This window comes from Embleya sp. NPDC050493, assembly GCF_044458105.1.
Lineage (GTDB): Bacteria > Actinomycetota > Actinomycetes > Streptomycetales > Streptomycetaceae > Embleya.
This window is the reverse complement of record NZ_JBITHP010000005.1, coordinates 293,590-318,824: the sequence shown is the minus strand read 5'-3', so window position 1 is coordinate 318,824 and position 25,235 is coordinate 293,590. Positions and strand designations below refer to the sequence as shown.

Genomic DNA, 25,235 nt, shown 5'->3' with positions numbered 1-25,235 from the left:
ACCCGGTTGGTGCCGAACGGGTCCGGGGTCAGGGCATGGATCGATTCCCCGATGTCGACGGCGCCGGCCACCGGCCACCGACCACCGACCACCGATCGACCCACGCGACCGTTGTCGTCCGTTCCCGAGCGCCGAGTTCCGCGCCCCGAGTTCGGCGCCCCCAGCCTCGTGCCTCGTGCCTCCGGATCCGCGGCCGTCGACCCGGGCCCGCGATCCGCGACGCCGTCAGCCGAGACCGAGCAGGGCGCACGCGGACGCGAGTTCGGCCGTGCACACCTCGCGTACGTCCAGGCCCGGGAGCGTGGGCAGCAGTTCCTTGAGGTTGGCCCGGGTCAGCGCGATCGGCGCCAACGCCGCGGTCGGCACCCGGATCGTCCCGTTGTCGCGGGCCGCGTTCACGCCCGGCAACGGTTCGCCCCGGCCCAGCGCGATCGCCATCTCGGCGGCGGCCTCGGCCTCGGGCCCGACGGGCTTGAGCACCGAGACGGTCTGGGTGCCCGCGATGATCCGGCGCAGCGCGGCCGGGTCCGGATCCTGTCCGGTCAGCGGCACGGGCCGGCCGACACCGGCGGCGGTCAGGCCCCGGAGCACGCCCTCGGCCATCGTGTCGTCCGCCGCGTAGACCCCGATCAGCTGCCGCGGCCCGCCGAGTGCGGTGACCGCGTCGCCGATCACCTGCTGGGCCTTGGACCCGCCGGCGTCCTCGACGTCGTACTCGCGCCCGATCGTCACCTCACCGTCGAGCACCTCGTGGGCGCCGCGCTTGACCTCGTTCCCGGCCCGATCGCCCGCGCGGCCGTTGAGCATCACGATCGAGCCGCGGTGCGGTCCGCCGGCCGTCCGCACCGCGTCGAGCAGCGCCTCGGCCTGGAGTCGGCCCACCGCCCGGAAGTCGAACGAGACGTGCCCGGCCACCGGACCGGCGGCCAGTTTGTCGAAGGAGATCACCGGGATGCCGTGTGCCCGGGCCCTGGTCACCGTCGGCGCCGCGTCCTTGGGGTCCACCGGGCCCAGGACCAGCACCCGGACACCGGCCGAGATCATCGCGTCGACCTGCGCACCCTGCACGCCCGGCTGCCGGTCGGCCCGGGCGAAACGCACGGTGCAGCCGGGACACAGGTGTCGAAGCCGGGCCTCGAACGCCGGTCGTACCGTGCGCTCCGCCCGGTCGTCGGGCAGCAGCAGGCCGACCGGGAACGCGGCGGGCGTGTGGGCGGCGTCGGAGGTGTCGTCCCCGAACCCGCGCCACACCAGGAGGGCGGCCGTCAGCGCGACCACGACGGCCGTCACGACCACGAGTGTGAACCGGGATCGGGTCGAGGGCAGCCGATGGCTCCCGCCCCGGCCCGGGCCGCCCGCATGCACCACGCGCGCGGCGGGGGCGGCGGCCGGCTCGACCCGGCTCGACGCGCCGTCCGGGAGATCGCCCGGCGGGTCGCCCGGCAGCGCGTCCCGAGCGGGCTCGACCCGGACCCGGGCCGGCCCGAACTCCCCCGAGTCGGCGGTGTCCTCGACCGCCCAGCCGACGATCGGCGGGAACCGCGGGTCGTCGGTCGCCTCGTCCTCCGGCGCCCGGCCCGATACCTCGCCGAACCCCTCGGCGCGCGGATCCGGCATGCCCTCGGCGTCCAGCGCACGCCCCGCGATCCGCAGCAGTTCGTGGGCGAGCGGCATCGGCAACCAGCCACCCGGCAGATCCTCGCCCGTCCCGGTCGGCACCAGTTCGCGGGCCCGGGTCGGCGTCGGCCGGCGGGTCGGGTCCTTGTCCAGGCATGCCCGCAGCAACGGCAGGAACGCCTCCGGGGCGTCCGCCAGGTCCGGATCGCGGCCGGTCAGGTTGGCCAGCAGGACCGGCCAGGGCCCGGATCCGAACGGCAGTCGCCCGGTGGCCGCATAGGCGAGCACCGCTCCGTAGGAGAAGACGTCGCTGGCCGGCCCGACGTCGGCCCGCTCGAACTGCTCGGGCGACATGAACCCGAGCGTGCCGAGGGTGCGCCCGGTGCGGGTCAGCGCGGTCGCCCCGTCCAGCAGCGCGATGCCGAAGTCGATCACGATCGGGCCGTCGACCGCGAGCAGCACGTTCGCCGGTTTCAGGTCCCGGTGCACCAGGCCCACCGCGTGCATGGCAAGCAGCGCGTCGGCCAGCCCCGAGGCCACCGCGCCCAGCGTGTGCGCGGGCAGTGGACCGAACGCGCCGACCGCCTCGCCGAGCGTCATCCCGGGGATGTACGCGGTGGCCAGCCAGGGCACCTCGGCATACGCGTCCGCGGCCACGACCGGTGCGGTGAACGGTCCCCGCACCCGACGCGCGGCCTCCACCTCGCGGGCGAACCGCTGCCGGAACGCGTCCTCGTCGTCCAGGAGTTCGACCCGGACCCGCTTGACCGCCACCGTCCGCCCGGCCGGACCCCGGCCGAGGTACACCTGACCCATGCCGCCGGCCCCGAGCCGACCCAGCAATCGGAACGGTCCCACCCGACGCGGATCGTCGGCCCGTAATGGCTCCACTGGGTTCCCCCGTCGTCGACTCCGGCCGTCGCTCCCGTCCGACGGGGCCGGGATCACCCGCATGCCTGCCTCGCGTGACCGACCGGACCCAATCGTTGCCGAAGCCGACCCCGCTTCGCAGCCGGTCGGCGGCACCCGGGGCCCGGGTGCCGCCGACCGGATGTCGGGGGCTCAGCGCAGTGTGAGTTCGGTGGGCTTCTTCGGTTGGGCCGGGTCGAAGAGATCGAGCAGGGTCACCGCCCGTTCGGCGCCGCCCCGGATGGTGCGGGCGTCCTCGCCGGCCAGGGCGCCGCGCAGGTCGGTGCGACCCAGGTGCAGCGATTCCACGGTTTCGCGCCGGAGTTCGAGGATCACCTCGGCGTCCGAGGGGATCTCGCGCAGGAAGCGGGCGACGCCGCGGTGGATGTGCAGCGCGACCTCCTCCTCGCCGTGCACCCCGCCCAGCACCCGCCAACCGAGCACGGCGTCCACGTCCAGCGCCTCCTCGGCCCGCAGCCGGGTCGTGTACAGCTCGATCAGCCACGCCGCCGGGATCTGCGCGACCAGGTCCCTCGGTGCGAAGATCGCCGCGAAGTTGATCAGGGGCAGGATCGGCTGGATCCGGTCCTCCAACTCGTCCGCGCTGGTCAGGTACCAGTTCCGCCAGTTGATGTTGAGCTGCGCGTAGCCCAGCCGGCGAAACGCGGCGGCCTTGACCGAGCGCGCGTCCGCATCCTCGCGGTCGATCCGGGTCAGATGCGTGGCCAGCTCGGCCGCCCACTGGTACTCGGCCGCCGCGTACGCCTGCCTCGCCGCGTCCAGCACCCGCTCCCGGCCGCCCATCAACTCCACCGTCCGGCGCGCGTATTCGGCCCGGGGCAGCGGGTCCAGGTCGACCGGATCGCCGCCGAACCAGCCCAGGTAGCCGAAGAAGATCTGCCGCACGGTGTGCTTGACCGTGCCGTAGTACTCGCGTGCGTAGGGCGCGTACGAGGCCAGGTGTTCGGGCAGTTCGACGGTCTCGGCCAACTCGTCCGGGGTCAGCCCCTCGTTCATCCGGCGCACCGTCTGGTCGTGGATGTACTGGATGCAGTCCCGCTCCACCGCCAGCACCTCGGCCACCTTCGCGGCTCCCGACACCGGCTGCCCGTGACTGGGGATCAGGTGCGCGGCCCGGTGCGCGCGCAGCGCGTCGATGCTGCGCACCCACTGCATCGGGTCGCGGTAGCGACAACCGCGCAGGGTATGGATGTTCGGCAGGGTCGGGCCCTGGATGGTGTCCCCGCACAGGAGCACGTCGCTGTCCGGGAGGTACACGCTGATCGCGTCGTCGGTCTCGCCGGGGTTGTGGAACAGGCGCAGTCGCACGCCCGCGACCTCGGTCTCCAACTCGTCGCCCACCAGCACCGTGGGCATCACGAACGACGGTGTGCCCACCCCCGCGTGCGGGCCGACCGCGTCGTTGACCCCCTCGGTGTCCGAGGGGGCGAGCAGGTTGCCGAGCGAGTACACCGAGCGCAGGCCCATGATGTGCAGCGCGGGACCGGACTGGTCGGTCAGACTCGCCAGGAACGTCCGGTGTGCGTAGACGTCCACGCCCGGCGTCGCGGCCCAGTGGCTCAGGCCGTTCACATGGTCGGGGTGATGGTGGGTGACCACCACGGCCCGGACCGGTGCCTGCGGGTCGCTCAGGTGCGGGCGTACCTCCGCCTCGATCACGGCGGCCAGATCCGCGCCGCTGCCGGTGTCGACGACCACCAGGCCGCCGGGGCCCTCGATCACCGTCGCATTGGCCGAGGACCAGCCCACGGCGACGTGTACGTGCTCGGCCACGGTGTACACGCGCTTGGTGAAGTGCGCGGTGTGGGCGGCGAGTTCGGGATGAACGGCAGGCTCGACCTCGTACGTCATGGGCGGGCAGCCTGCCATGTCCGGCGCTACGAGGGAAGAATCGCCTTCTCCGCCCCGGGCCACTCCTCCGCGGTCAGCGCGAACCGTTCGTGGTCGCGCCACGCGTCGTTGATGAAGAGCATCCGCGGGGTGAAGCCCTCGTGCCGAAAGCCCATCCGGCGCGCGAGCGCGATCGAACTCTCGTTCCCGGGTTGCACGTTGATCTCCAGCCGGTGCAACCCCAGCCCGTCCGGCGCGAACACCCGATCGATCACCAGGGCGAGTGCCTCGGTCATCCGCCCGGTGCCCACGTACGGCTTGTACGCGTCGTAGCCGAGCGAGGCGTTGCAGAACCGCGAGCGCACGATGTTCGAGACGTTGACCCGGCCGGCCAGGGCCGTATCGGCGAGATCCACCACCAGGAACGTGCGGAAGTTGTCGCTCTGTCGGCGGATCAGGTCCGGCAGGTCGTCCGGGTCGGACGGATTCCAGCGTGCGATGTGGTCCGAGCGGCGGATCGCCGCGGCGGACGCCGCCGCGTCCGACTCCCGCGGCGCGCGGATGCCCACGCGGGCACCGGGCACGGTGTACAGGTCCACGACCCCCGCCATCTGCCTGTGTCCCTTCGTCGTCCGATCCGACCGCCCCCGGGGGTCGCCCCCGGGTGCGGTGGTCCCGTGTCGCGACCGGGCCTACTTCTGGCCCGGCGGCAGGAAGTTCTTGAACTCCTCGGGCAGTTCGAAGTCGGCCGCGCCACCCGCACCGCCGCCGGCCGGCAGGCCGAACGGGTTCGCCGCGCGCTCCTCGCGGCGCGCCGCCTCGGCCGCAGCCTCCTGCTTGCGCTTCATCGGGTTGCCCGACTGGCGCTTGCCCTTGGCCTGCTTGGGCGCCTTGCCCTTCTTCTTGCCGGCGCCGCCGCCCATGCCCGGAATCCCGGGCATTCCCGGCATGCCGCCGCCCTTGGCCATCTGCCCCATCATCTTGCGGGCCTCGACGAACCGCTCGATCAGGTTGTTGACCGCGTTGACCTCGGTACCGGCACCCTTGGCGATCCGGGCCCGGCGCGAGCCGTTGAGGATCTTCACGTCCGCCCGCTCGGCGGGCGTCATCGACTTGATGATCGCCGCGACCCGGTCCAGGTCGCGGTCGTCGATGTTGTCGATCTGCTCCTTCATCGCGCCCATGCCGGGCAGCATGCCGAGCAGCTTCGAGATCGAGCCGAGCTTCTTGACCTGCTCCATCTGCTGGAGGAAGTCCTCCAGGGTGAAGTTGTTGCCGCCACCGTGCAGCTTCTCGGCGGCCTTGAGCGCGAGGTCCTGGTCGTACTTGGCCTCGGCCATCTCGATCAGGCTGAGCATGTCGCCCATGCCCAGGATGCGCGAGGCCATCCGGTCCGGGTGGAAGGCGTCGAACTCGTCGAGCTTCTCGCCGCTGGAGGCGAACATGATCTGCCGGCCGGTCACCGACGCGACCGACAGGGCCGCGCCACCGCGCGCGTCGCCGTCGAGCTTGGAGAGCACCACGCCGTCGAAGCCGACGCCGTCGAGGAAGGCCTGCGCGGTGACCACCGCGTCCTGACCGATCATCGCGTCGACGACGAACAGGATCTCGTCCGGCTTGACCGCGTCCCGGATGTCCGCGGCCTGCTGCATCATCTCGGCGTCGATGCCCAGGCGTCCGGCGGTGTCCACCACGACCACGTCGTACTGCTTGGTCTTGGCGAACTCGATCGAGTCGCGGGCGACCTTGACCGGGTCGCCGACGCCGTTGCCGGGCTCGGGCGCGTAGACCGCGACGCCGGCCCGCTGGGCGACCACGGAGAGCTGGTTGACCGCGTTCGGGCGCTGGAGGTCACAGGCCACCAGGAGCGGCTGGTGCTTCTGCTCCTTGAGCCACTTGCCCAGCTTGCCCGCCAGGGTGGTCTTGCCCGCGCCCTGGAGGCCGGCGAGCATGATCACCGTGGGGCCGGTCTTGGCGAAGCGCAGCCGGCGGGTCTCGCCGCCGAGGATCCCGACGAGTTCCTCGTTGACGATCTTGACGATCTGCTGTGCCGGGTTGAGCGCACCCGACACCTCGGCGCCCCGGGCGCGTTCCTTGACGCGTCCGATGAACTCGCGGACCACCGGGAGGGCCACGTCGGCCTCCAGGAGGGCGACGCGGATCTCGCGTGCGGTGGCGTCGATGTCGGCTTCGGAGAGCCGCCCCTTGCCGCGAAGGTTCTTGAAGGTCGCTGCGAGGCGGTCGGAGAGAGTGTCGAACACGTCGGCAGAGGTCCTTCGTCAGATACGGGTGGTGTCGGGCCCAGCCTAACCGCCCGCCGAGCGGTCGTGGCGGGGGCACGCGTCCGGGATCCGCCCGCCGACGCCGTGACCGGCGCCGTTCGCCCCCGCGCGGATCCCGGCACGGGCGCCCCGGCCGACCCCGACGCGAAGGGGCAGTGGCACGGGCGTCGACCCGCGGGGTGCCCGCCGACCCGCCCGGCGCCACCGCCTGCCGGGCCGCGGCACGCGTGCCCGGGAGGCGGCGCCGGTGCCTGCGATCACGGCGCGCGTGCCCCGGGCCGCGGCGCCGGGCCGCTGATCACGGCGCGAGCGCCTTCTCCAGCGACCTGGCCAGGCTCCGGGCGTCGGCGGCGGTCAACGGGTTCCCGTTCGGGGCGACCACGTAGAACGCGTCCACCGCGTCCGCGCCGTGCGTGCCGACCCGGGCCTGACGCACGCTCACCCGGGCATCGGCCAGCGCCTTGCCGATCCGGTGCAGCAGCCCGGGGCTGTCGTGCGCCCGCACCTCCAGGACGGTCGCGCTCTCCGACGCGTCCGCGATCACCTCCACCCGGGCGGGCGCCCGGGTGGTGCCGCGCCGGGGCGGGTAGGCCGCCTCCCGCTTGGCCAGCCGGGCGGCCACGTCCAGGCCGCCGGCCAGGGCCCTGCGCACGTCCTCGCGCAGTGCGGCCGGGTCGGGCAGCCGGCCGAACTCGGTCTCCACCGTCCACACGGTGACGCCCAATTCCTCGATCACGTCGATCGCGGCCGAGCGCACGGTGAGGCGGTGCAGCGCCAGCACCCCCGCGGAGAGCGCCATCAGGCCGACCCGGTCCGGCGCCGCGATGGTCACCTCGGCGCCGAAGGGCAGCGGTTCCAGCCGCACCACCGGAAGTTCGCCGGACACGTCGGCGGTGACGATCCGCTCGGACACCGCCGGGGCGGGCCGGCCGGCGAACACCGCCCTGGTCCGGGCGACGAGGTCCCGAACCAGGGCGTCCCGCCACTCGCTCCACGCGGCGGGTCCGGTGGCGGCGGCGTCGGCCTCGGTGAGCGCGTGGAGCAGATCGAGGGTTTCCACGCTGCCCACCGCCTCGGCGAACGCCGCCACGGTGGTCGGATCGTCCAGGTCGCGCCGGGTCGCGGTGTCCACCAGGAGCAGGTGGTGGCGCACCAGGGTGCCCAGCACGTCCACGTCGTTCTTGGCGAAGCCCATCCGCGCCGCGGCCTCGCGCGCGATCACCTCGCCGCTCACACTGTGGTCGCCCGGCCAGCCCTTGCCGATGTCGTGCAGCAGCGCGGCCACCAGGAGCAGGTCCGGCCGGGCCACCCGGCGGGTGTGCGCGGCGGCCTCGATCGCGGTCTCGATCAGGTGCCGGTCGACCGTGAAGCGGTGCACCGCGTTGCGCTGCGGACGACAGCGCACCCGCTCCCAGTCCGGCAACAACGCGGTGATCAGCCGCTTGGACTCCAACGCCTCCCACACCGGCAACACGTCCCGCCCGGCGCCGAGCAGCGACACGAACGCCTCGCGGGCGGCCGGCGGCCACGGATCGGCCAACGGCGGGCACTCGATCGCGAGCCGGTCCACGGTGTGTCGGGACAGCGGCAGGCCGGCCTGCGCGGCGGCCGCGGCGGCGCGCAGCAACAACACCGGGTCCCGGGCCGGTTGCGCGGCCTGTGCGAGCACCGCCTCGCCCGCGTACTCGACCACGCCCTCGGCCAGCGGCGTGCGTGCGGACACCCCGGTCCGGGCCCGGCGCAGTCGGCGTATCCCGGCGCCCGCCTCGCGCGCCGCGAGCACCCGGCACACCTCGCGCCAGGTCACGTCGGATGCGTAGGCCAGCGCCCGGGCCGCCTCGGAGACCCGGCGCAGCAGGGTGTCCGCGTCCAGCAGGCCCAGCCGCCGGGCGACCGCGTCCTGCTCCTGGAGCAGCAGTCGATCCGCGCCGCGCCCGGTGACCAGGTGCAGTGCGTCGCGCACGTCGAGCAGGGTGGCCCGCGCGGTGTCCACCTCCTCGTGCGGCGCGTCCGCGATCCACGAGGCCGAGACGGCCCGCAGCGCGGTCGCGTCGCGCAGGCCGCCCCGGGCCTCCTTGAGGTCGGGTTCGAGCAGGAAGGCGACCTCGCCGTGCCGCCGCGCACGCTCGCGGCAGGACTCCAAGAGCTCGGGCAACCGCTTGACCGCTGCCGCACGCCACGCGCCGAACATCGACGTGCGCAGCGCGGCGGTCAGGTCGGGGTCGCCGGCGATGTGGCGGATGTCGAGCAGGCCGGTCTGCACCCGCAGGTCCTCGGCGGCGGCTCGGCGGGCCTCGTCGGGAGTGCGCACCGAGTGGTCCAGGGCGATGCCCGCGTCCCAGACCGGGTACCAGATCGCGTCGGCGAGTTCGGTGATCCGGTCGTGGCCCTCGTGCAGCAGGACCAGGTCCAGGTCGCTGCCCGGGGACAGCTCACGTCGGCCGTAGCCGCCGACCGCGACCAGGCACACGCCCTCGGTGGGCGCGCCCGCGGCGGTGAACAGTTCGGTCAGCCAGCGGTCCGACAGCGCGCCGAGCGCCTGTCGACGGGCCACGCCGGTGGGCCCGGCGGGATCGGCCAGGAGGTCGTCCCTGGCTCGGGTGTACCGAGAGGTGGCGGTCGGTTCCATCGGGGCCTGCTCCCTCGTTCACACGCGCCGGCGGCACGGGCCGCCGGGCGCTGCGAGCGGTCGACACGAAGGCGGATGGCCGGACCCGTCCCCGAAGACTGCCTTCGGGGCGGGACCGGCCATCGGGGTGCTACAGGGCTTCCGGGCCGCGCTCGCCGGTGCGTACCCGCACCACGCTGTCCACCGGGACGATCCACGCCTTGCCGTCGCCGATCTTGCCGGTGCGTGCGGCCTTGACCAGGACGTCGAGCAGTTCCTCGGCGTCCTCGTCGTCCGCGACGACCTCGATGCGCACCTTCGGCACGAGGTCGACCTGGTACTCGGCGCCCCGGTAGACCTCGGTGTGGCCGCGCTGCCGGCCGTAGCCGCTCGCCTCGGTCACGGTGAGGCCGTGGACGCCGAACGCCTGGAGGGCGTTCTTCACGTCGTCGAGCCGGTGCGGCTTGATCACCGCCGTGATGAGCTTCACGCATCCACCTTCGTGTCGGCGGACGCCGTGGCGCCCGCGCCCGTAGAGGTGCCGATGCCCGCCGACGGTCGGGTGGAACCGCCGAGTGTGGCGAAGTCGTACCCGGTCTCGGCGTGCTCGACCTGGTCGATGCCGGCCACCTCCTCGTCCTCGGACACCCGGAAGCCGATGGTCTTGTGAATGACCGTGCCCAGGATGAACGTGACGACGAAGGAGTAGGCCAGGACGGCACCGACGCCGATCAGCTGCTTGCCCAGCTGGTCGAAGCCCCCACCGTAGAACAAGCCCTCGGCGTCGCTCTGGACGTGACCGGTGGCCAGGAAGCCGGGGGCGAGCGAACCGATGATGCCGCCGACCAGGTGCACACCGACCACGTCGAGCGAGTCGTCGTAGCCGAGCTTGTACTTCAGGCCCACCGCCCAGGCGCACACCGCGCCGGCGACCAGGCCCAGGGCGATCGAGCCGAGCGGGCTGAGCGCACCGCACGCGGGGGTGATCGCGACCAGGCCGGCCACCGCGCCGGACGCGGCGCCCAGGGTGGTCAGGTGTCCGTCCCGGATCTTCTCCAGGAACAGCCAGCCGAGCATGGCCGCGGCGGTGGCGATCTGGGTGTTGATCAGGGCGCGGCCGGTGACGCCGTCCGCGGCGAGCCAGGAGCCGGCGTTGAAGCCGAACCAGCCGAACCACAGCAGGCCGGCGCCGATCATCACCAGCGGCAGGTTGTGCGGGCGCATCGGGTCACGCTTGAAGCCGACCCGCTTGCCGATCACCAGGACCAGGGCCAGCGCCGCGATACCGGCGTTGATGTGCACCGCCGTACCGCCGGCGAAGTCGATCACACCCTTCTCGAACAACCAGCCGTCCGCGGCCCAGACCCAGTGCGCGATGGGGAAGTAGACCAGGGTGACCCAGAACGCCACGAACACGGCCCAGGCGGTGAACTTGGTACGGTCCGCGACGGCGCCGCTGATCAACGCCGGGGTGATGATCGCGAACATCAGCTGGAAGGCCGCGAACACCGTCACCGGGATCGTGTAGCCGTCCCACAACTCGGCGACCCCGATGTCGCGCATGCCGTACCAGTCCAGGTTCCCCACCAGGCCGCCGAAGGCGTCCGTGGAGAAGGTCATCGAAAACCCGTAGAGCACCCACAGCACCGTCACGACAGCCAGGCAGATGAAGCTCATCATCAGCATGTTGAGGACGCTCTTCACGCGGACCATGCCGCCGTAGAAGAACGCCAGCCCGGGTGTCATGAGCATGACCAGTGCGGCGCTCAGGAGTACGAATGCGGTGTTACCCGTGTCCATACTCTGCCTCTCTTCTCCGTGGCCCCGGCCGACCTCCGGGAGCTCATGGAAAGGAGCTTCGGGGCGTGAGGTTTCACGCCGTGGCGCGACGTGTTTCGCCGACGTGACGCTTGCCGCACATGTGTTTCCGGCGGATGAACGTCCGCTCACGCGCACGGCCGGCCGGATCGCGCCGATCCCCGGACGCGCGGCGGGCCGGTCTCCGGACGAGTCGGGCTCGCGCGCGAGAGGGCCGGCGGGTGTCCCGCAGGTGAGCGACGGGCGACCCACACACAGCCCGTCGACCACATCTGACGCACCGTCAGTTAGTTGGCCTCCGCACCTTATTCCCGCAGGTCGACACGTGCCGCCGGAGCCCGACGCTCCGGTTCGCACCGGACGTTTTCGACCCGCTAACGGTTGCGTTGAATCCATTGACATTGATCGCGCCCACTGCCGTAATTAATCACCGCGCTTAACTGACGACCCGTCAAGGCACGTGTCACCACAGGTGATCGGCCCTGTCCGGGATTCGGCGGTTTCGCGCGAGCGCACGACCGCACCACCGCACGGAACGTCAACAGACCTCGTCAACCGACCAGACCAGCGAGAGGGGGTGACACCGTCGTGTTGCGCCTGCTCGGTCGCAAGTTGCTGGCCCTGATTCCGGTGCTGTTCCTGGTGACGTTCGCGACCACGGCCCTGCCCGACCTGGTGGACGGTTCACCGGTCGCCCAGATGCTCGGCCCCGGCTCCACGCCACAGGACCTCAAGGACCTGGAGCACGAGTTCGGGTACGACAAGTCGCTGCCCGTCCGATACGTGACCTGGGTGGGCCACGCGCTCACCGGCGACCTCGGGGAGTCGCTGAAGACTCGAACCCCCGTCATGGACGGCATCACCGAGCGTTTCCCGGTGACCTTGGAACTCGCCGTCTTCGCCCTCCTCATGGCCCTGATCGTGGCCGTGCCGCTGGGTGTGTGGACGGCCGCGAAGGCAGGCGGTCGCGTCGACCGCGTCGTGGGCGGCGTGTCCTCGGCGCTGCTGTCGATCCCCACCTTCGTGAGCGTGTTCCTGCTCGTCTACTTCTTCGCGAACCGGGAGATGATCGCGGCGTTCAAGCCGACGGGATGGGAGTACATCTCGATCGACTTCGCCAAGAACATCGAGTTCGCGTTCCTGCCCGCGCTCGCGCTGGCCCTCGCCGAGATCCCCCAGTTCCAACGCCTCCTGCGCAGCGACATGCTCGCCACGCTCCAGGAGGACTTCATCCTGACCGCCCGGTCCAAGGGCCTGTCGACGTCGTACGTACTGTTCCGACACGCCCTGCGGCCCTCGTCGTTCTCGCTGCTGACCGTCTCCGGACTGACCCTGGGCCGGCTGATCGGCGGCACCGTCATCGTCGAGTCGTACTTCTCCATCCCCGGCCTGGGGCAGGGCATGTACCAGGCGATCAACGGCAAGGACATCCCGGTCGTCCAGGGCACGGTCGTGGTGATCGCGATCGTCTACGTGCTGCTCAACACGCTCGTGGACATCGGCTACTCACTCATCGACCCGAGAGTGAGGGCCCGATGAGCACACTCGAAACCGCCCCGGAGCCGGCCCTCGGTGCGGCCGAACCGACGGGCCTGCGACCCTCGCAGATCAAGCGGGCCAAGAGCGGCAAGGCCCGCAAGCGGCCCAGCGTGCTGCTGTGGTTCGCGATCGGGTGGATGGGCATCGTGCTGCTCGGCGCGGTGCTGAGCCTGATCGCCCCGGGCGTCTTCCCGCACGAGTACGGGCAGGCGTTCGGCGACGCGAAGCAGAAGCCGTTCTCGGCCTGGCCCGAGTTCCTCGGCACCGACGGCCTCGGCCGCAGCCACCTGACCCGGCTCGCCTTCGGCGCGCGCGTGTCGATGATCGTCGCGCTGGTGTCGGTCGTGGTCGGCGTCATCATCGGTGGTCTGCTCGGCCTGGTCGCGGCCTACTTCCGCGGCATCACCGAGATGATCATCGACCTGTTCTCCGACGCGCTGCTGGCCTTCCCGCCGCTGATCCTGCTGCTCGCGCTGTCCTCGGTGTACGAGCCGTCGCAGACCAGCATCACCGCGGGCCTGGCCGTGCTCACCATCCCCGGCTTCACCCGGCTCACCAAGGCGAGCGCGATCGCCCAGTCCAACCGCGAATACGTCACGGTGGCCAAGGCGATGGGCGCGGGACCGGGTCGGATCATCTTCAAGGAACTGTTGCCCAACACGTTCCCCGCGGTGATGTCGTACTCGGTGATCGTGATGGCCGTGCTGATCGTCGCGGAGGGTTCGCTGTCCTTCCTCGGCCTGAGCATCCCGCCGCCGATGCCCAGCTGGGGCGGCATGATCAACGCCGCCCGGGACGATCTCTCGCTGTATCCGGCCCAGGTGTTCGTGCCCTGCGGGGTGCTGTTCCTGACCGTCTTCTCGCTGAACGTCATCGGCGACCGGCTGCGTGCCAGGTTCGACGTCCGCGACACCAAGCTGTAGCCGAGGGATCGACGGCGGTCCCGCCTCCCACGGGACCGCCGTCGGCCTCGTTCTTCGACCCCCTCACACAGACGGGACCGCACACATGGACGGGATCCAACAGCCGCGCGGCGCGAAGGTGGCGTGGTGACCATGGCGGAGCCGAAGACGACCGGCTCGCCCACGCCGGACGAACCACTGCTGCGGGCCACCGATCTGCGGGTGCACCTGGACACCCCGCGCGGGCTGCTCAAGGCGGTGGACGGGGTGTCCTTCAGCATCGAACGCGGCGAGACGCTCGGCCTGGTCGGCGAGTCCGGCTCGGGCAAGTCGATGCTCGTGCGCTCGCTGATGGGCATCTGCCCCTCGATCGCCAACATCCACGGCAGTGTGCGCCTGGACGGCCGCGAACTGGTGGGCGTACCGCGCAAGGAGGCCCGCAAGATCTGGGGCAACCGGATCGCGATGGTCTTCCAGGACCCGATGACCTCGCTCAACCCGGTGCTGCGGATCGACCGACAGCTCACCGAGTCGATGCGGCTGCACCTGGGCCTGGGCAAGAAGGAGGCCGGCGAGCGCGCGATCGAACTGCTCAAGCTGGTCGGCATCCCCGAACCGATCAAACGCGCCCGGCAGTACCCGCACCAGCTCTCCGGCGGCATGCGCCAGCGGGTGACCATCGCGATGGCACTCGCCTGCGACCCCGACGTGCTGATCGCGGACGAGGCGACCACCGCGCTGGACGTGACCGTGCAGCGGCAGATCCTCGACCTGCTCCAGGAGATCCAGGCCGAACGCGGCATGGGCATGATCCTGGTCAGCCACGACCTGGGCGTGGTGGCCGGGCGAACCGACCAGATCGCCGTGATGTACGCCGGTCGCATGGTCGAACACTCCCCCACCGCAGACCTGTTCCTGCACCGCCGGCATCGCTACACCGAGGCCCTGCTGGGCGCCGTGCCGCGCCTGGACGTGCCCCGCGACCAGCGCCCGCGGGCGATTCCCGGCGTCCCGCCGGACCTGGTCACGCTCAAGTCCGGTTGTGCGTTCGCGGCCCGCTGCACGGCGGCGGACGACCTGTGCCGCGAGGAGCGACCCGAGCTCGGCGACGAACTCGGCGCACACCGGTTCGCCTGCCATCACCCCGTCGGCGAGGACGTCGCGCCCGCCGAGGGTGTCGAGAGCGGGCAGCCGTCCCTGATGAAGGAGGCCTCCGCATGACCGCCGACGGCACCGCGCCGGGCGCGCTCGCCCTGGACGACAAGCCCGCCGCCGAGACCTCGACCGGCACCGATCCGCTGCTCACGGTCACCGACCTGGTCCAGCGCTTCCGGGTGCCCGGCGGGATGATGAACGCGGTCGCGGGCGTGAGCTTCGAGCTCGGGCGCGGCCGCACGCTGGGCCTGGTCGGCGAGTCCGGGTGCGGCAAGTCCACGCTGGCCCGGGCCATCCTGCAGTTGACCAAGCCGTCCGAGGGATCGGTCCGGTTCGACGGGCAGGAGCTCACCACCCTGCCCAAGTCCGGTCTGCGCACGATGCGTCGGCGGATCCAGATGGTGTTCCAGGACCCCATCTCGGCGCTGAATCCGCGCCGGAAGATCTTCGACATCGTCGCCGAGGGACTGGTCATCTCGGGCATGTCCGCCGAGGAGATCCGCCCGCGGGTGGAGGCGGTGCTGCGCCAGGTGGGCCTGGACCCGGAGTTGGTCTCGGACCGGCGTCCGCACCAGTTCTCCGGCGGCCAGTGCCAGCGGATCGCCATCGCCCGGGCCATGGTGGTCGACCCGGACCTGCTGATCTGCGACGAGCCGGTGGCGTCCCTGGACGTATCGGTGCAGGCGCAGGTGCTCGACCTGCTCGACGAGATGAAGAACCGCACCGGTGTGTCGATGATCTTCGTGGCGCACGACCTCGCGGTGGTGCGCAACATCAGCGACGACGTCGCGGTGATGTACCTGGGCACCATCGCCGAGACCGGCGATACCGCGGCCATCTACGACTCGCCCGCGCACCCGTACACCCGCGCCCTGCTCGACGCGGTGCCCGCGCCCGACCCCGCGGCGGCGCCGGCCGGGCCCTCGCTCAAGGGCGAGATCCCCTCGCCGATGAACCCGCCCAGCGGCTGCCGGTTCCGCACCCGCTGCCCGATCGCGCGCGAGGAATGCGCGGCGCACGTGCCGACGCTGCGCGAGATCGCGCCGGGACACCGGGTGGCGTGCCACTTCCCGCTGGTCGGCGAGGCGGCGGTGTTCGAGCGGAGCACGCCCGCCGTCGAGGCCGCACCGGAGCCCGAGCCGAAGCCGGAACCGGAGGCCGGGGCCGAGGCGAAGCCGGAAACGAAGCCCGAGCCCGAGCCGGAGGCGGAAGCGAAGGCCGAGACCGAGCCGAAGGCCGAGACCGCCTCCGAGCCCGAGGCCGCGGCCAAGGCCGACTCCGACCCCGAGCCCGCCCCGGGAGCAGAGCCGAAGGCCGCAGCCGACGCACCCGACGCGACCAAGCGGGACTGACCGCCGACCCCCGACGCGGTACGGCCGACCCCGGGCCGTACCGCGTCGCTGTGCGTACACGCCCGTGTCCCGGTCGACCGTGCGGGGGTCGAATCGGGCATCCCGTCGACGATGCGACACGTGTCGAGTTGTAGCCTCACGGCGCTGACCGCGCTCATCGCGCGGCATCCGGCCATCGGCCGGCCTGCTCCATGCTTGAGGACGTTTTCTGTGGCACACGCACGACCTTTCGCCCTTCGGGCACGCCGTCGCACCGCCGCCGTGATCGCGGCAATCGGCCTGTTGGCCGCGGCCGGCTGCGGCTCCGAGTCCGGTGAGGCCCCCAGCGCGGTGGGCACCCCCCGAGCCGGCGGCTCGCTGGACATCCTGGCCACCTCCGACGCCCGCAGCCTCGACCCGTTCCTGCCCTCCTACGCGGCACAGGCGGACGGAAACCGGATGGCGGCCCTGTACGACAGCCTGGTCTGGACGAACCCCGTCACCGGCTCCGTACAGCCGCAGTTGGCCGAGAGCCTGGCCCCGGTGGAGGGCGGCGGCAACAAGATCTGGAGCCTGCGGCTGCGGCCCAACCTCAAGTTCACCGACGGCACGGTCTTCGATGCCGCGGCGGTCAAGATCAACTGGGACACGCACGCGGTGCCCACCACCAAGTCGCGACAGCGGGACGCGACGGTGGGCATGAAGAGCCAGATCGGCGCCGACGCGCTGGAGCTGCGGATCATCCTGGACAAGCCGAACGGCAACTTCGACCGCCTGGTCGCACGCAGCCTGTCCTTCATCGCCTCGCCCAAGGCGATCGCCGAGGGCGTCGACAAGCTGGCCGAACACCCGGTCGGCGCGGGCCCGTTCATGCTGCGCCCGGGCGACTGGGTCAAGGGCGACCACCTGACCCTGGTGAAGAACCCGAACTACTGGCAGGGCCCGGCCAAGCCGTACCTGGACAGCCTCACCTTCCGTTTCGAGTCCAGTGGCAGCGCGGCGGTCGACAAGGTCAGGAAGGGCAAGGCCGACGTCGCCAACGTCAGCGACGCGTTCACCCTCAAGGCCGCGCGCGACGCGGGCGTCGGCGTCGAGTCGCTCGCGCTCTCCGGCGGCCAGTTGCTCAGCTTCGACACCTCCGGCGGTCCCACCGCCAACCCCGAGGTGCGGCGCGCGATCGTGCTGGCGCTGAGCAGCGAAGAGATCAACAGGCGCGTGTTCGGCGGCGCGGGCACCCCCGCGCGCGGCATCTTCAACCAGGCCACCGCGTTGGCCAACCCGCAGCTGTCCGCGCCGGAGAACAAGCCGAAGCAGGCCGCGGAGCTGTTCGCCAGGGTGACCGACAACGGCGCCAAGCCGATGCGGCTCAAGTTCTTCGCGCCCAAGAGCGGCGCGATCGACGAACTCGGCCGGTACATGAAGGAAACGCTGGAGAAGTACCCCGGAGTGGCGGTCGACGTGGAGACCGCCGACCTGGCCGAGTTCGTCAAGCGCTCCAATCTGGCCGAGGCGTTCGACGTCAAGGTCAGCCAACTGCTGGCCGACGATCCCGAGCCGGTGGTGTACCAGTACCTGCACCGGGGCAGCCCGAGCAACTGCTGCTTCTACGGCGACGACGTGGTGGACAAGGCACTCGACGACGCCCGCAACACCACCGACCCGGCCCGACGCCGGGCCGCCTACACCCAGCTCCAGCTCCAGTTGGACCGGGACATGCCCCTGTGGGTCTACCAGGAGGCGGTCGTGGCGGGCGTGTTCCACTCCGGGGTGACCGGGGTGCAGTTGTCCAACGACGGCATCTTCCTCTTCGATCGCATCGGCAAAAAGGCCTGACAGGTCATCAGAAGTACAACAGTGACCCGATCTTGATGGACCAGACCGCCGGAAGGCAGTAGAAAGAGACGGCACCCTTACCAGTCGGTTCGTGGAGGCCGGGAATCACCTTGGTGATTCCCGGCCTTCACGTGTCTCGCCCGAGGGTTGCAGACAGTCGCATAGCACGCACCACCGCACAACAGCACAGCCGCACGGACGCACCACCATGCTCCACCCGGGGCGCCGTCGCCCTCTCCCCCCGAGTCGGCCGACGTACCCGGCACCAAGCACGTCCGCCGCCCGGCCACAGACGCCCGGACGGTCCGTCAGGTGAAGGTTGGCCCTGCAGTGACTCGTACTTCCCTGTTGTCCCTTCGATCCACGCGCCGCCCCCGTCCCCGGCGCCGAATAGCCGTGCTGGTCGTCACGACCGCGCTGGCCACCGTCCTCGCCGGTTGCGGGGACGACGACAAGACCAAGCCGTCGGCCGCGGGTACGCCCAAGCAGGGCGGCTCGCTCACGATGAGCCTCCCGGGCGACTCCACCAGCCTGGACCCCTTCGCCACGTCGTATGTCAACGTCGCCGACGGCAGTCGCATGTCGGCGCTCTACGACTCGCTGGTGTGGACGGACCCCAGCACCGGCAGCATTCGCCCGCAGATCGCCGAGTCGCTGGCGATCAACGGCCCCAAGGCCGACACGTGGCGACTCAAGATCCGTCCGAACGTGAAGTTCAGCGACGGCACGGTGTTCGACGCCGAGGCCGTGCGGTTCAACTGGGACCGGCACAAGGACCCCAAGGTCGGTTCCTTCCAGCGGGGCGCGGCGAGCGTCATCCTCTCGCTCAACGTCAGCGACCCGCTCACCCTGGACATCAAGCTGATCAGCGAGAACGCGAACTTCGACCACCTGGTCACGCGCAACCTCGCCTACATCGCCTCGCCCACCGCGCTGCGGGCGAGCCCCACCGGGATCGGCGACAAGCCGGTCGGGGCCGGGCCGTACAAGCTGGTGCAGTGGGAGCGCGGGGTCAAGCAGACCTACACCCGCAACCCCGACTACTGGCAGTTGGACAAGGGTCTGCCGCATCTGGACAACCTGACCATCACGGTGGACACCGACGTCAACCACTCGGTCGCCGCGGTCGACGACGGCAAGACCGACCTCACCGTCGCGGTGGACCCGCTCGCCGTGGCGCAGGCCGAGGAGAAGAAGCTGGGCGTGTCCCGCATCGGCCTCAACGGCGGCCAGATGGTCGTGTTCAACCTGAACGTCGCGCCGTTCAAGGACCTGCGGGCACGTCGGGCATTCGTCTACGCGTTCAACGGGATCGAGATCAACCAGAAGTTCTTCGGCGGCAAGGGCACCCCCGCCAAGGGCATCTTCGCCGCCTCGTCCCCGGTGGCCAACATCCAGCTCGCGGCGTCGGAGAACGACCCCAAGCGGGCCAGGGAGCTCTTCGACGACGTGACCGCGGGCGGCACCAAGCCGCTCAAGTTCACCTACTGGGTTCCCCAGGCCCCCGCCTCGATCCGGGTCGCGGAGTACATGAAGTCGGTACTCAACACCTACCCCGGGGTCCAGATGGAGGTCAAGGTCGTCGACATCGCGACCTATGTCCGCACCGTCCGAGGCGGCACCACCGAATGGGCGGCGGCTCTCGGTCAACAATGGATCGACGACCCGGAGCCGGGCATCTACGATCTCCTGCACAGCAAGAGCATGCCGAACAACAGCAGTTACGAGAACGCGACGGTCGACACCGCGCTCGAGGACGCGCGCAGGACGACCGACCCCGCCCAGCGACGTGACGCGTACACGCGTGTACAGCTGCAGGTGAACAAGGACATGCCGTTCTGGGTCTACCAGGAAGCGGTCACCGCCGCGGTCCACAACCCCAGGATCACCGGCATCCAGTTGGCCAACGACGGCGTCGTCCTGTGGGACCGGATCGGCACGACCGGCTAGTCGATCGACTCGTCCCGCCCGGGTTCCGTGACCCCGGGCGGGACGCCCCGCCGTACCCGGCCGGCGCGCGACATTCGGTCCCCTCGCGCGGCTCGCGCGAGCCACCGCACCACAGCGCTACCGCACTTCCGGAACGACTGCACGACTGCACCGACGCACGAGGCACGTTCGAACCCCACAGTGATAGGTAGGTAGGCCGGCAGTGGTACTCCACCCGAAGACACCCCTACGACGACCACCGTGTCGCGGCCTGCGCCGCCGACTCTCCCTCGCCCTCGGGCTCGCTGCGGCCACCGTGCTGGCGACGACCGGTTGCGGCCTGGGCTCGTCCGACTCGGGCGGCTCGTCCGGCGAGCCCGAGCACGGCGGTTCGGTCACGATCCTGATGCCCGGCGAGGAGCGTGGGCTCGATCCGTTCACCGCGTCCTACTCCAGCGTGGCCGACTCGAACCGGTTGTCCGCGCTGTACGACGTGCTGGTGTGGACCGATCCGAGCACGGGTGGGGTACGTCCCAAACTGGCCGAATCGCTGGTCTCCGACCAGAGCGCGCGGATCTGGACCCTGACCCTGCGTCCCGACGTGCGCTTCAGCGACGGGAGCCCGCTCGACGCCGGCACGGTCAAGGCCAACTGGGAGGCGCATCGCGACCCCACGGTGCGATCGCTGGTCGGCGGTCCGCTGCGCGGTGTGCAGCTGACCGAACTCGGCCCGCTCCAGCTGCGCATCGAACTCCCGTCCTCCAATGCCAACTTCGACCACACCATCGCGCGCAACCTCTCCTTCGTCGCACCCCGGCGACTGGCCGCCACGCCCGAGGGCCGCTTCGAGCTCAAGCACGCGCCGGTCGGTGCGGGCCCGTTCAAGGTGAAGAGCTGGGAACCGGGCCGGGAGGTCCGCCTGGAGCGCAACCCCCTGTACTGGCAGCGGGATCGGCCCTACCTCGACGAGGTGGTCTTCCGGGTGGACAAGGACGTCGAGGGCAGCAACAAGGCGATCCAGGCCAAGCGGGCCGACCTCACCCTGAGTACGGACCCGCAGAGCATCGCGCAGGCCCGCGCGGACGGCCTGGTGGCCGAGGACGCCCGGCTCAACGGCGGCCTGATGGTCGCCTTCAACGTGCGCAAGGGGCCGTTCCAGGACCCGAACGCCCGCCGGGCGACGGCACTGGCGCTCAGCAGCACCGAGATCAGCCGGCGCTTCTACGGCGGCCGGGGCGAATCGGCGCGCGGCATCTTCGACAGCGCGTCCCCGCTCGCGAACGTCAACCTGGCCGCGCCGGAGAATCGGCCCGAGGAGGCCCGCGCGCTGTTCGCGCAGGTCACCAACAACGGGAAGAAACCGTTCGTCTTCCGCTATCTGGTGCCGGACAGCGCCAAGATGCGCGCCACCGCCGAGTACATCCGGCAGACCCTGGAGGGTTTCCCGGGCGTGACCGTGATCGTCGAGGTCACCGACATGGCCTCGCTGGTGACCCGATTGGCGGGCAACGACTTCGACGCCACCGTCTGTCAGCTGTGGGCCGACGACGTCGAGCCTACGATCTACCAATTCCTGTACAGCAAGGCCGGTTTGAGCAACATCACCGGCTACGCGAACGACATCGTGGACACCGCCCTGGAGGACGGTCGGCGCTCCACCGACGCCGGTTCGCGGCGTGATGCCTACACCCGGCTGCAGAACCAGGTCAACCGCGATCTGCCGTTCTGGGTCTACTCGTCGGCGGTGATCGGCGCCGTGCACCGGTCCGACCTGGTCGGGATCCAGCTCTACAACGACGGCCTGATCCACTTCGACGCCATCGGGCGGCGCTGATGAGCGGCTGACCCCCACAGACCCGGCCGGGTGGCCGGCCCGGCGCAGCGATCTCGGCGCCGGACCGGCCCCCGGCCGTGCACCACCGCACCATCACACCCGATCCGAACGGGGACCGGGTGTGCCTTGTGACAACGGAGGAGTCACATGAGCAAGCACCTCGGCAACAACGCACGAAAGCGCGCGGCGGCCGTCGCCGGCGTATCGGCTCTGGCCCTGATCCTCGCCGCGTGTGGCGGCGGGGACGACGGCGCCGGCGGCAAGGCCGATCCGAACGCGTCGGCGGGCGCCAAGAAGGGCGGCAACCTGACCCTTCTGACCGTGTCCGACGCCCGCAGCATGACGCCGTTCAACGCGTCCTATGCGGCGGTCACCGACCTCAACCGCATGCTCGCCGTCTACGACGCGCTGTTCTACGTGGACAACACGCAGAACAAGGTCCTGCCGCAGATCGGCGAGAGCCTCAAGAGCGACGACGGCGGCAAGGTCTGGACCCTCAAGGTCAAGCCGAACGTCAAGTTCAGCGACGGCACCCCGCTGGACGCCGCGGCGGTCAAGTTCAACTGGGAGATGCACGCCAAGCCGGAGGTGCTCAGCCAGCACCGCCCGGCCGCGAGCGGCCTGGGGCTGGAGGTGGTCGACCCGCTGACGCTGAAGATCACCCTGCCGATGCTGAACGCGAACTTCGACCGCACGGTGGCCTCGGAGTTGTCCTACATCGAGTCGCCCAAGCAGTACGCGATCGACCCGAAGGGCGAAAAGCCGGTCGGCGCGGGCCCGTTCGTGCTCAAGACCTGGACCCGGGACAGCCAGATGGTGTTCGAGAAGAACCCGAACTACTGGCAGGGCGCGGACAAGCCGTACCTGGACACGCTGACCATCAAGGTGGTCAACGACGTCAAGCAGCAGGTCGACACGATCAAGGCCGGCGGCGCCGACATCACCTTCACGATCGACCCGCAGAAGACCAAGGCCGCGCAGGAAGCGGGCCTGGGCGTCACGCCGTTCACCCTCGACGGCGGCCAGATGATCGTCTTCAACACCTCGACGGCGCCGTTCGACGACCCGCGCGCCCGGCGTGCGGTGGCGCTCGCGCTCGACCCGGCCGACCTGAACCAGAAGATGTACGCGGGCACGGCGACCCCGGCCAAGAGCATCTTCCACAGCGGCAAGACCTTCACCGACCCCACCGCCGCGCAGCCGAGCCCCAACAAGGTCGAGGCGCAGAAGCTCTTCGACGAGCTGGCGGCCGAGGGCAAGCCGGTCAAGTTCAACTACCTGGTCCCGGAGAACCCGACCTCCAACGCGACCTCCGAGTACACCATGACCGCGCTCAACGCGTTCAAGAACGTCGAGGTCAAGCTCGACAAGGCCGAGGTCGCCAGCTACTACCTGCGGCTGACGGTGCAGAAGAACTTCACCGCGGCGCTGTACCAGATCTGGTCCAGCGACCCGGAACCGGTGCTGTTCAACAGCCTGTTCTCGCAGACCCCGTTGAACTTCACCGGCTACAAGAGCCCGGAGGCGGACGCGGCGCTGATCAAGGGTCGCTCCACCACCGACGAGGCGGCGCGCAAGGCCGCGTACGCGGACCTGCAGAAGGTGCTCGTCAAGGATCTGCCGATGCTCGCCTACCAGGAGGCGGTCACCAACATCATCTCCGGCCCGCGGGCCGTGGGTGTCGTCGGCGTCCAGGACGGCGGCATGCTGATGGACCGGGTCGGCCTGAAGTAGTCCGACCCCGGGCCCGGATCATCCCCGGCTGATCCGACGCACCGTCACCATCCGTGTTCGGGAGGCTCGTTCGCCAGGTGCGGACGAGCTTCCCGGCCGGTCCGCGGCAACCGGGGGCAGGTTTTCCGACACGATTCGACAACCGTCTGTAACGATGTAACAGATCGGCTTACAGGTCGTGCAAGTTGCGCCCGGTGGTCCTACGGTGTGCCGCACGCAGTACCGATTCGGCTGTTCCCGCTCCACGCTCATGGCTCCCGGCACCACTTGTGTTGTTCCCCGGCGGAGGTGGCAAGAACGTTGTCTGCACGACGCACGACCGCACGTCGCACGACTCTCGTTACGATGATGGTGGTTCTCGGCATCACGGCCACCGCGTGTGGCGGTTCGGACGACTCCGGATCCACGGGCGGCAAACAGTCGACCGTCCAGGGCGAGGCCAAGTCCGGCGGCAGCATGACCATGCTGGCCGTACAGGACTCCGCCTCGCTCGACCCGTTCAAGTCCGCGTCCGTCGCGGTGGCCGACGAGCCGCGGCTGGCGGCCCTGTACGACCCGCTGTTCTACATCGACGCCGCGGACAACTCGGTCAAGGCGCACCTGGGTGAGAGCCTGACCACCGCGGACAACGGCAAGACCTGGCAGCTCAAGGTCCGGCCGGGGGTCAAGTTCTCCGACGGCACGCCGCTCGACGCGGCCGCGGTCAAGTTCAACTGGGACATGCACGCCAAGGCGGAGACCCAGTCCCAGCACCGCCAGATAGCCGCGGGACTGACCAGCAAGGTGATCGACCCGACCACGCTGGAGGTCACCCCGCTGGGCATGCCGAACGCCCAGCTGGACCGGGCCATCGCCATCGACCTGACCTACATCGCCTCGCCCGCCTCGCTGGCCAAGGGGCCGGACGAGTACCGCAACAAGCCGGTGGGCGCGGGACCGTTCAAGCTGGAGAGCTGGACCCGCGGCAGCCAGCAGGTCTACGTCAAGAACGAGAACTACTGGCAGAAGGACAAGGGCCTGCCCAAGCTGGACAAGCTGACGATCAAGAACGTGCCGGACATCAAGCAGCAGTACAACACCATCAACGGCGGTGGCGCGGACGTCTTCATCAGCTCCGACAACGCCACCATCGCGCAGGCGGAGAAGGAGATCGGCGTCGTCCAGCGCTCGGTCGACGGCGGCCAGATGATCCAGTTCAACATGACCAAGCCGCCGTTCGACGACCTGCGGGCGCGGCAGGCGATCACTCTCGCCCTCGACCCGGCCGGGATCCCCAAGACGCTGTCCAACGGCTACGTGCCCGCGAAGGGCTACTTCGCCCAGAAGTCGCCGTTCTTCGACCCGGCGAACGTGCAGGCGAACCCCGACAAGGCCAAGGCCAAGCAGCTCTTCGACGAGCTGGAGCGCGAGGGCAAGAAGGTCGAGTTCAGCTACCTGCTGCCACAGAACCCGTCCTCGGTCAAGGTCGCCGAGTGGATGCAGACCCAGCTGGCCGAGTACAAGAACGTCTCGATGAAGCTGGAGTCGCTGGAGATCGGCGCGTACATCGAGAAGTACGCGCTGCGCAAGGACTTCCAGGCGATGCTCTTCCAGCAGTGGCTGGTCGACCCGGAACCGTTGACCTTCAACAACTGGTTCTCCAAGAGCCCGACCAACTTCATCGGCTGGAACAACCCGGCGGTGGACGGCGCGCTGGTGGCCGGCCGTAGCTCGACCGACCCTGCGGCCCGCAAGAAGGCCTATTCGGACCTGCAAAAGGCGATGGTCGCCGATCTGCCGGTGTGGACGTACGCGGAGTCCTCGATCGGCGTCCTGTTCAACAAGAAGGTCACCGGTGTCGTGCAGTACAACACCGGCGTCTTCTTCATGGACCGGATCGGCATGAAGTAGCCC

General features: G+C 70.4%; 16 protein-coding genes. 9 read left to right on the top strand and 7 right to left on the bottom strand.

Annotation, left to right across the window (positions count from 1 at the left end):
* Positions 1-225: 225 nt before the first annotated feature.
* From ACIBM5_RS13450 to ACIBM5_RS13420, 7 genes are all read right to left on the bottom strand, one after another.
* Positions 226-2,475: a substrate-binding domain-containing protein gene (locus tag ACIBM5_RS13450; protein WP_396006971.1), complete on the bottom strand. Its 2,250-nt coding sequence runs from the start codon at positions 2,473-2,475 to the stop codon at positions 226-228.
* A 204-nt stretch (positions 2,476-2,679) separates the two neighbouring features.
* Entirely contained in the window at positions 2,680-4,398 is a 1,719-nt protein-coding gene (locus tag ACIBM5_RS13445; protein ID WP_396006970.1) for an alkyl sulfatase dimerization domain-containing protein, read from the bottom strand.
* Between the two features lie 26 nt (positions 4,399-4,424).
* Positions 4,425-4,988, bottom strand: a complete 564-nt coding sequence (locus ACIBM5_RS13440) for a GNAT family N-acetyltransferase (protein WP_396006969.1) — start codon at positions 4,986-4,988, stop codon at positions 4,425-4,427.
* A gap of 81 nt (positions 4,989-5,069) precedes the next feature.
* Positions 5,070-6,638, bottom strand: a complete 1,569-nt coding sequence (gene ffh / locus ACIBM5_RS13435) for a signal recognition particle protein (protein WP_396006968.1) — start codon at positions 6,636-6,638, stop codon at positions 5,070-5,072.
* 319 nt (positions 6,639-6,957) lie between these two features.
* Entirely contained in the window at positions 6,958-9,288 is a 2,331-nt protein-coding gene (locus ACIBM5_RS13430) for a [protein-PII] uridylyltransferase (RefSeq protein ID WP_391581392.1), read from the bottom strand.
* A 130-nt stretch (positions 9,289-9,418) separates the two neighbouring features.
* Positions 9,419-9,757 (bottom strand): P-II family nitrogen regulator, encoded by a 339-nt coding sequence (locus ACIBM5_RS13425; RefSeq protein WP_360310627.1) that lies wholly within the window; start codon positions 9,755-9,757, stop codon positions 9,419-9,421.
* Positions 9,754-11,067, bottom strand: a complete 1,314-nt coding sequence (locus ACIBM5_RS13420; RefSeq protein WP_396006967.1) for an ammonium transporter — start codon at positions 11,065-11,067, stop codon at positions 9,754-9,756. The genes ACIBM5_RS13425 and ACIBM5_RS13420 overlap by 4 nt, the downstream gene beginning before the upstream one ends.
* A gap of 606 nt (positions 11,068-11,673) precedes the next feature.
* On the opposite strand from ACIBM5_RS13420, the gene ACIBM5_RS13415 reads away from it, so the two are divergent.
* From ACIBM5_RS13415 to ACIBM5_RS13375, 9 genes are all read left to right on the top strand, one after another.
* Positions 11,674-12,624, top strand: coding sequence for an ABC transporter permease (locus ACIBM5_RS13415; RefSeq protein WP_360310631.1), 951 nt, complete (start codon positions 11,674-11,676; stop codon positions 12,622-12,624).
* Positions 12,621-13,547: an ABC transporter permease gene (locus ACIBM5_RS13410; RefSeq protein WP_391581391.1), complete on the top strand. Its 927-nt coding sequence runs from the start codon at positions 12,621-12,623 to the stop codon at positions 13,545-13,547. Before ACIBM5_RS13415 ends, ACIBM5_RS13410 begins: the two co-directional genes overlap by 4 nt.
* Before the next feature lie 132 nt (positions 13,548-13,679).
* Complete coding sequence (locus ACIBM5_RS13405; RefSeq protein WP_391581390.1) at positions 13,680-14,747, top strand: ABC transporter ATP-binding protein; 1,068 nt, start codon at positions 13,680-13,682, stop codon at positions 14,745-14,747.
* Complete coding sequence (locus tag ACIBM5_RS13400; RefSeq protein ID WP_396006966.1) at positions 14,744-16,033, top strand: ABC transporter ATP-binding protein; 1,290 nt, start codon at positions 14,744-14,746, stop codon at positions 16,031-16,033. The genes ACIBM5_RS13405 and ACIBM5_RS13400 overlap by 4 nt, the downstream gene beginning before the upstream one ends.
* A gap of 261 nt (positions 16,034-16,294) precedes the next feature.
* A complete protein-coding gene (locus ACIBM5_RS13395) occupies positions 16,295-17,845 on the top strand; it encodes an ABC transporter substrate-binding protein (protein WP_396006964.1) in 1,551 nt (516 codons plus the stop codon).
* 330 nt (positions 17,846-18,175) lie between these two features.
* Positions 18,176-19,795, top strand: a complete 1,620-nt coding sequence (locus ACIBM5_RS13390; protein ID WP_396006962.1) for an ABC transporter substrate-binding protein — start codon at positions 18,176-18,178, stop codon at positions 19,793-19,795.
* Between the two features lie 202 nt (positions 19,796-19,997).
* Positions 19,998-21,608, top strand: a complete 1,611-nt coding sequence (locus ACIBM5_RS13385; RefSeq protein ID WP_396006961.1) for an ABC transporter substrate-binding protein — start codon at positions 19,998-20,000, stop codon at positions 21,606-21,608.
* 147 nt (positions 21,609-21,755) lie between these two features.
* Positions 21,756-23,342 carry an ABC transporter substrate-binding protein gene (locus ACIBM5_RS13380; protein WP_391581385.1) on the top strand — a complete coding sequence of 529 codons (1,587 nt, stop codon included), beginning with the start codon at positions 21,756-21,758 and terminating at the stop codon, positions 23,340-23,342.
* A gap of 345 nt (positions 23,343-23,687) precedes the next feature.
* The gene (locus ACIBM5_RS13375; RefSeq protein ID WP_396006959.1) at positions 23,688-25,232 is read left to right on the top strand and encodes an ABC transporter substrate-binding protein; all 1,545 of its coding nucleotides are present in this window, start codon (positions 23,688-23,690) and stop codon (positions 25,230-25,232) included.
* Positions 25,233-25,235: the final 3 nt, after the last annotated feature.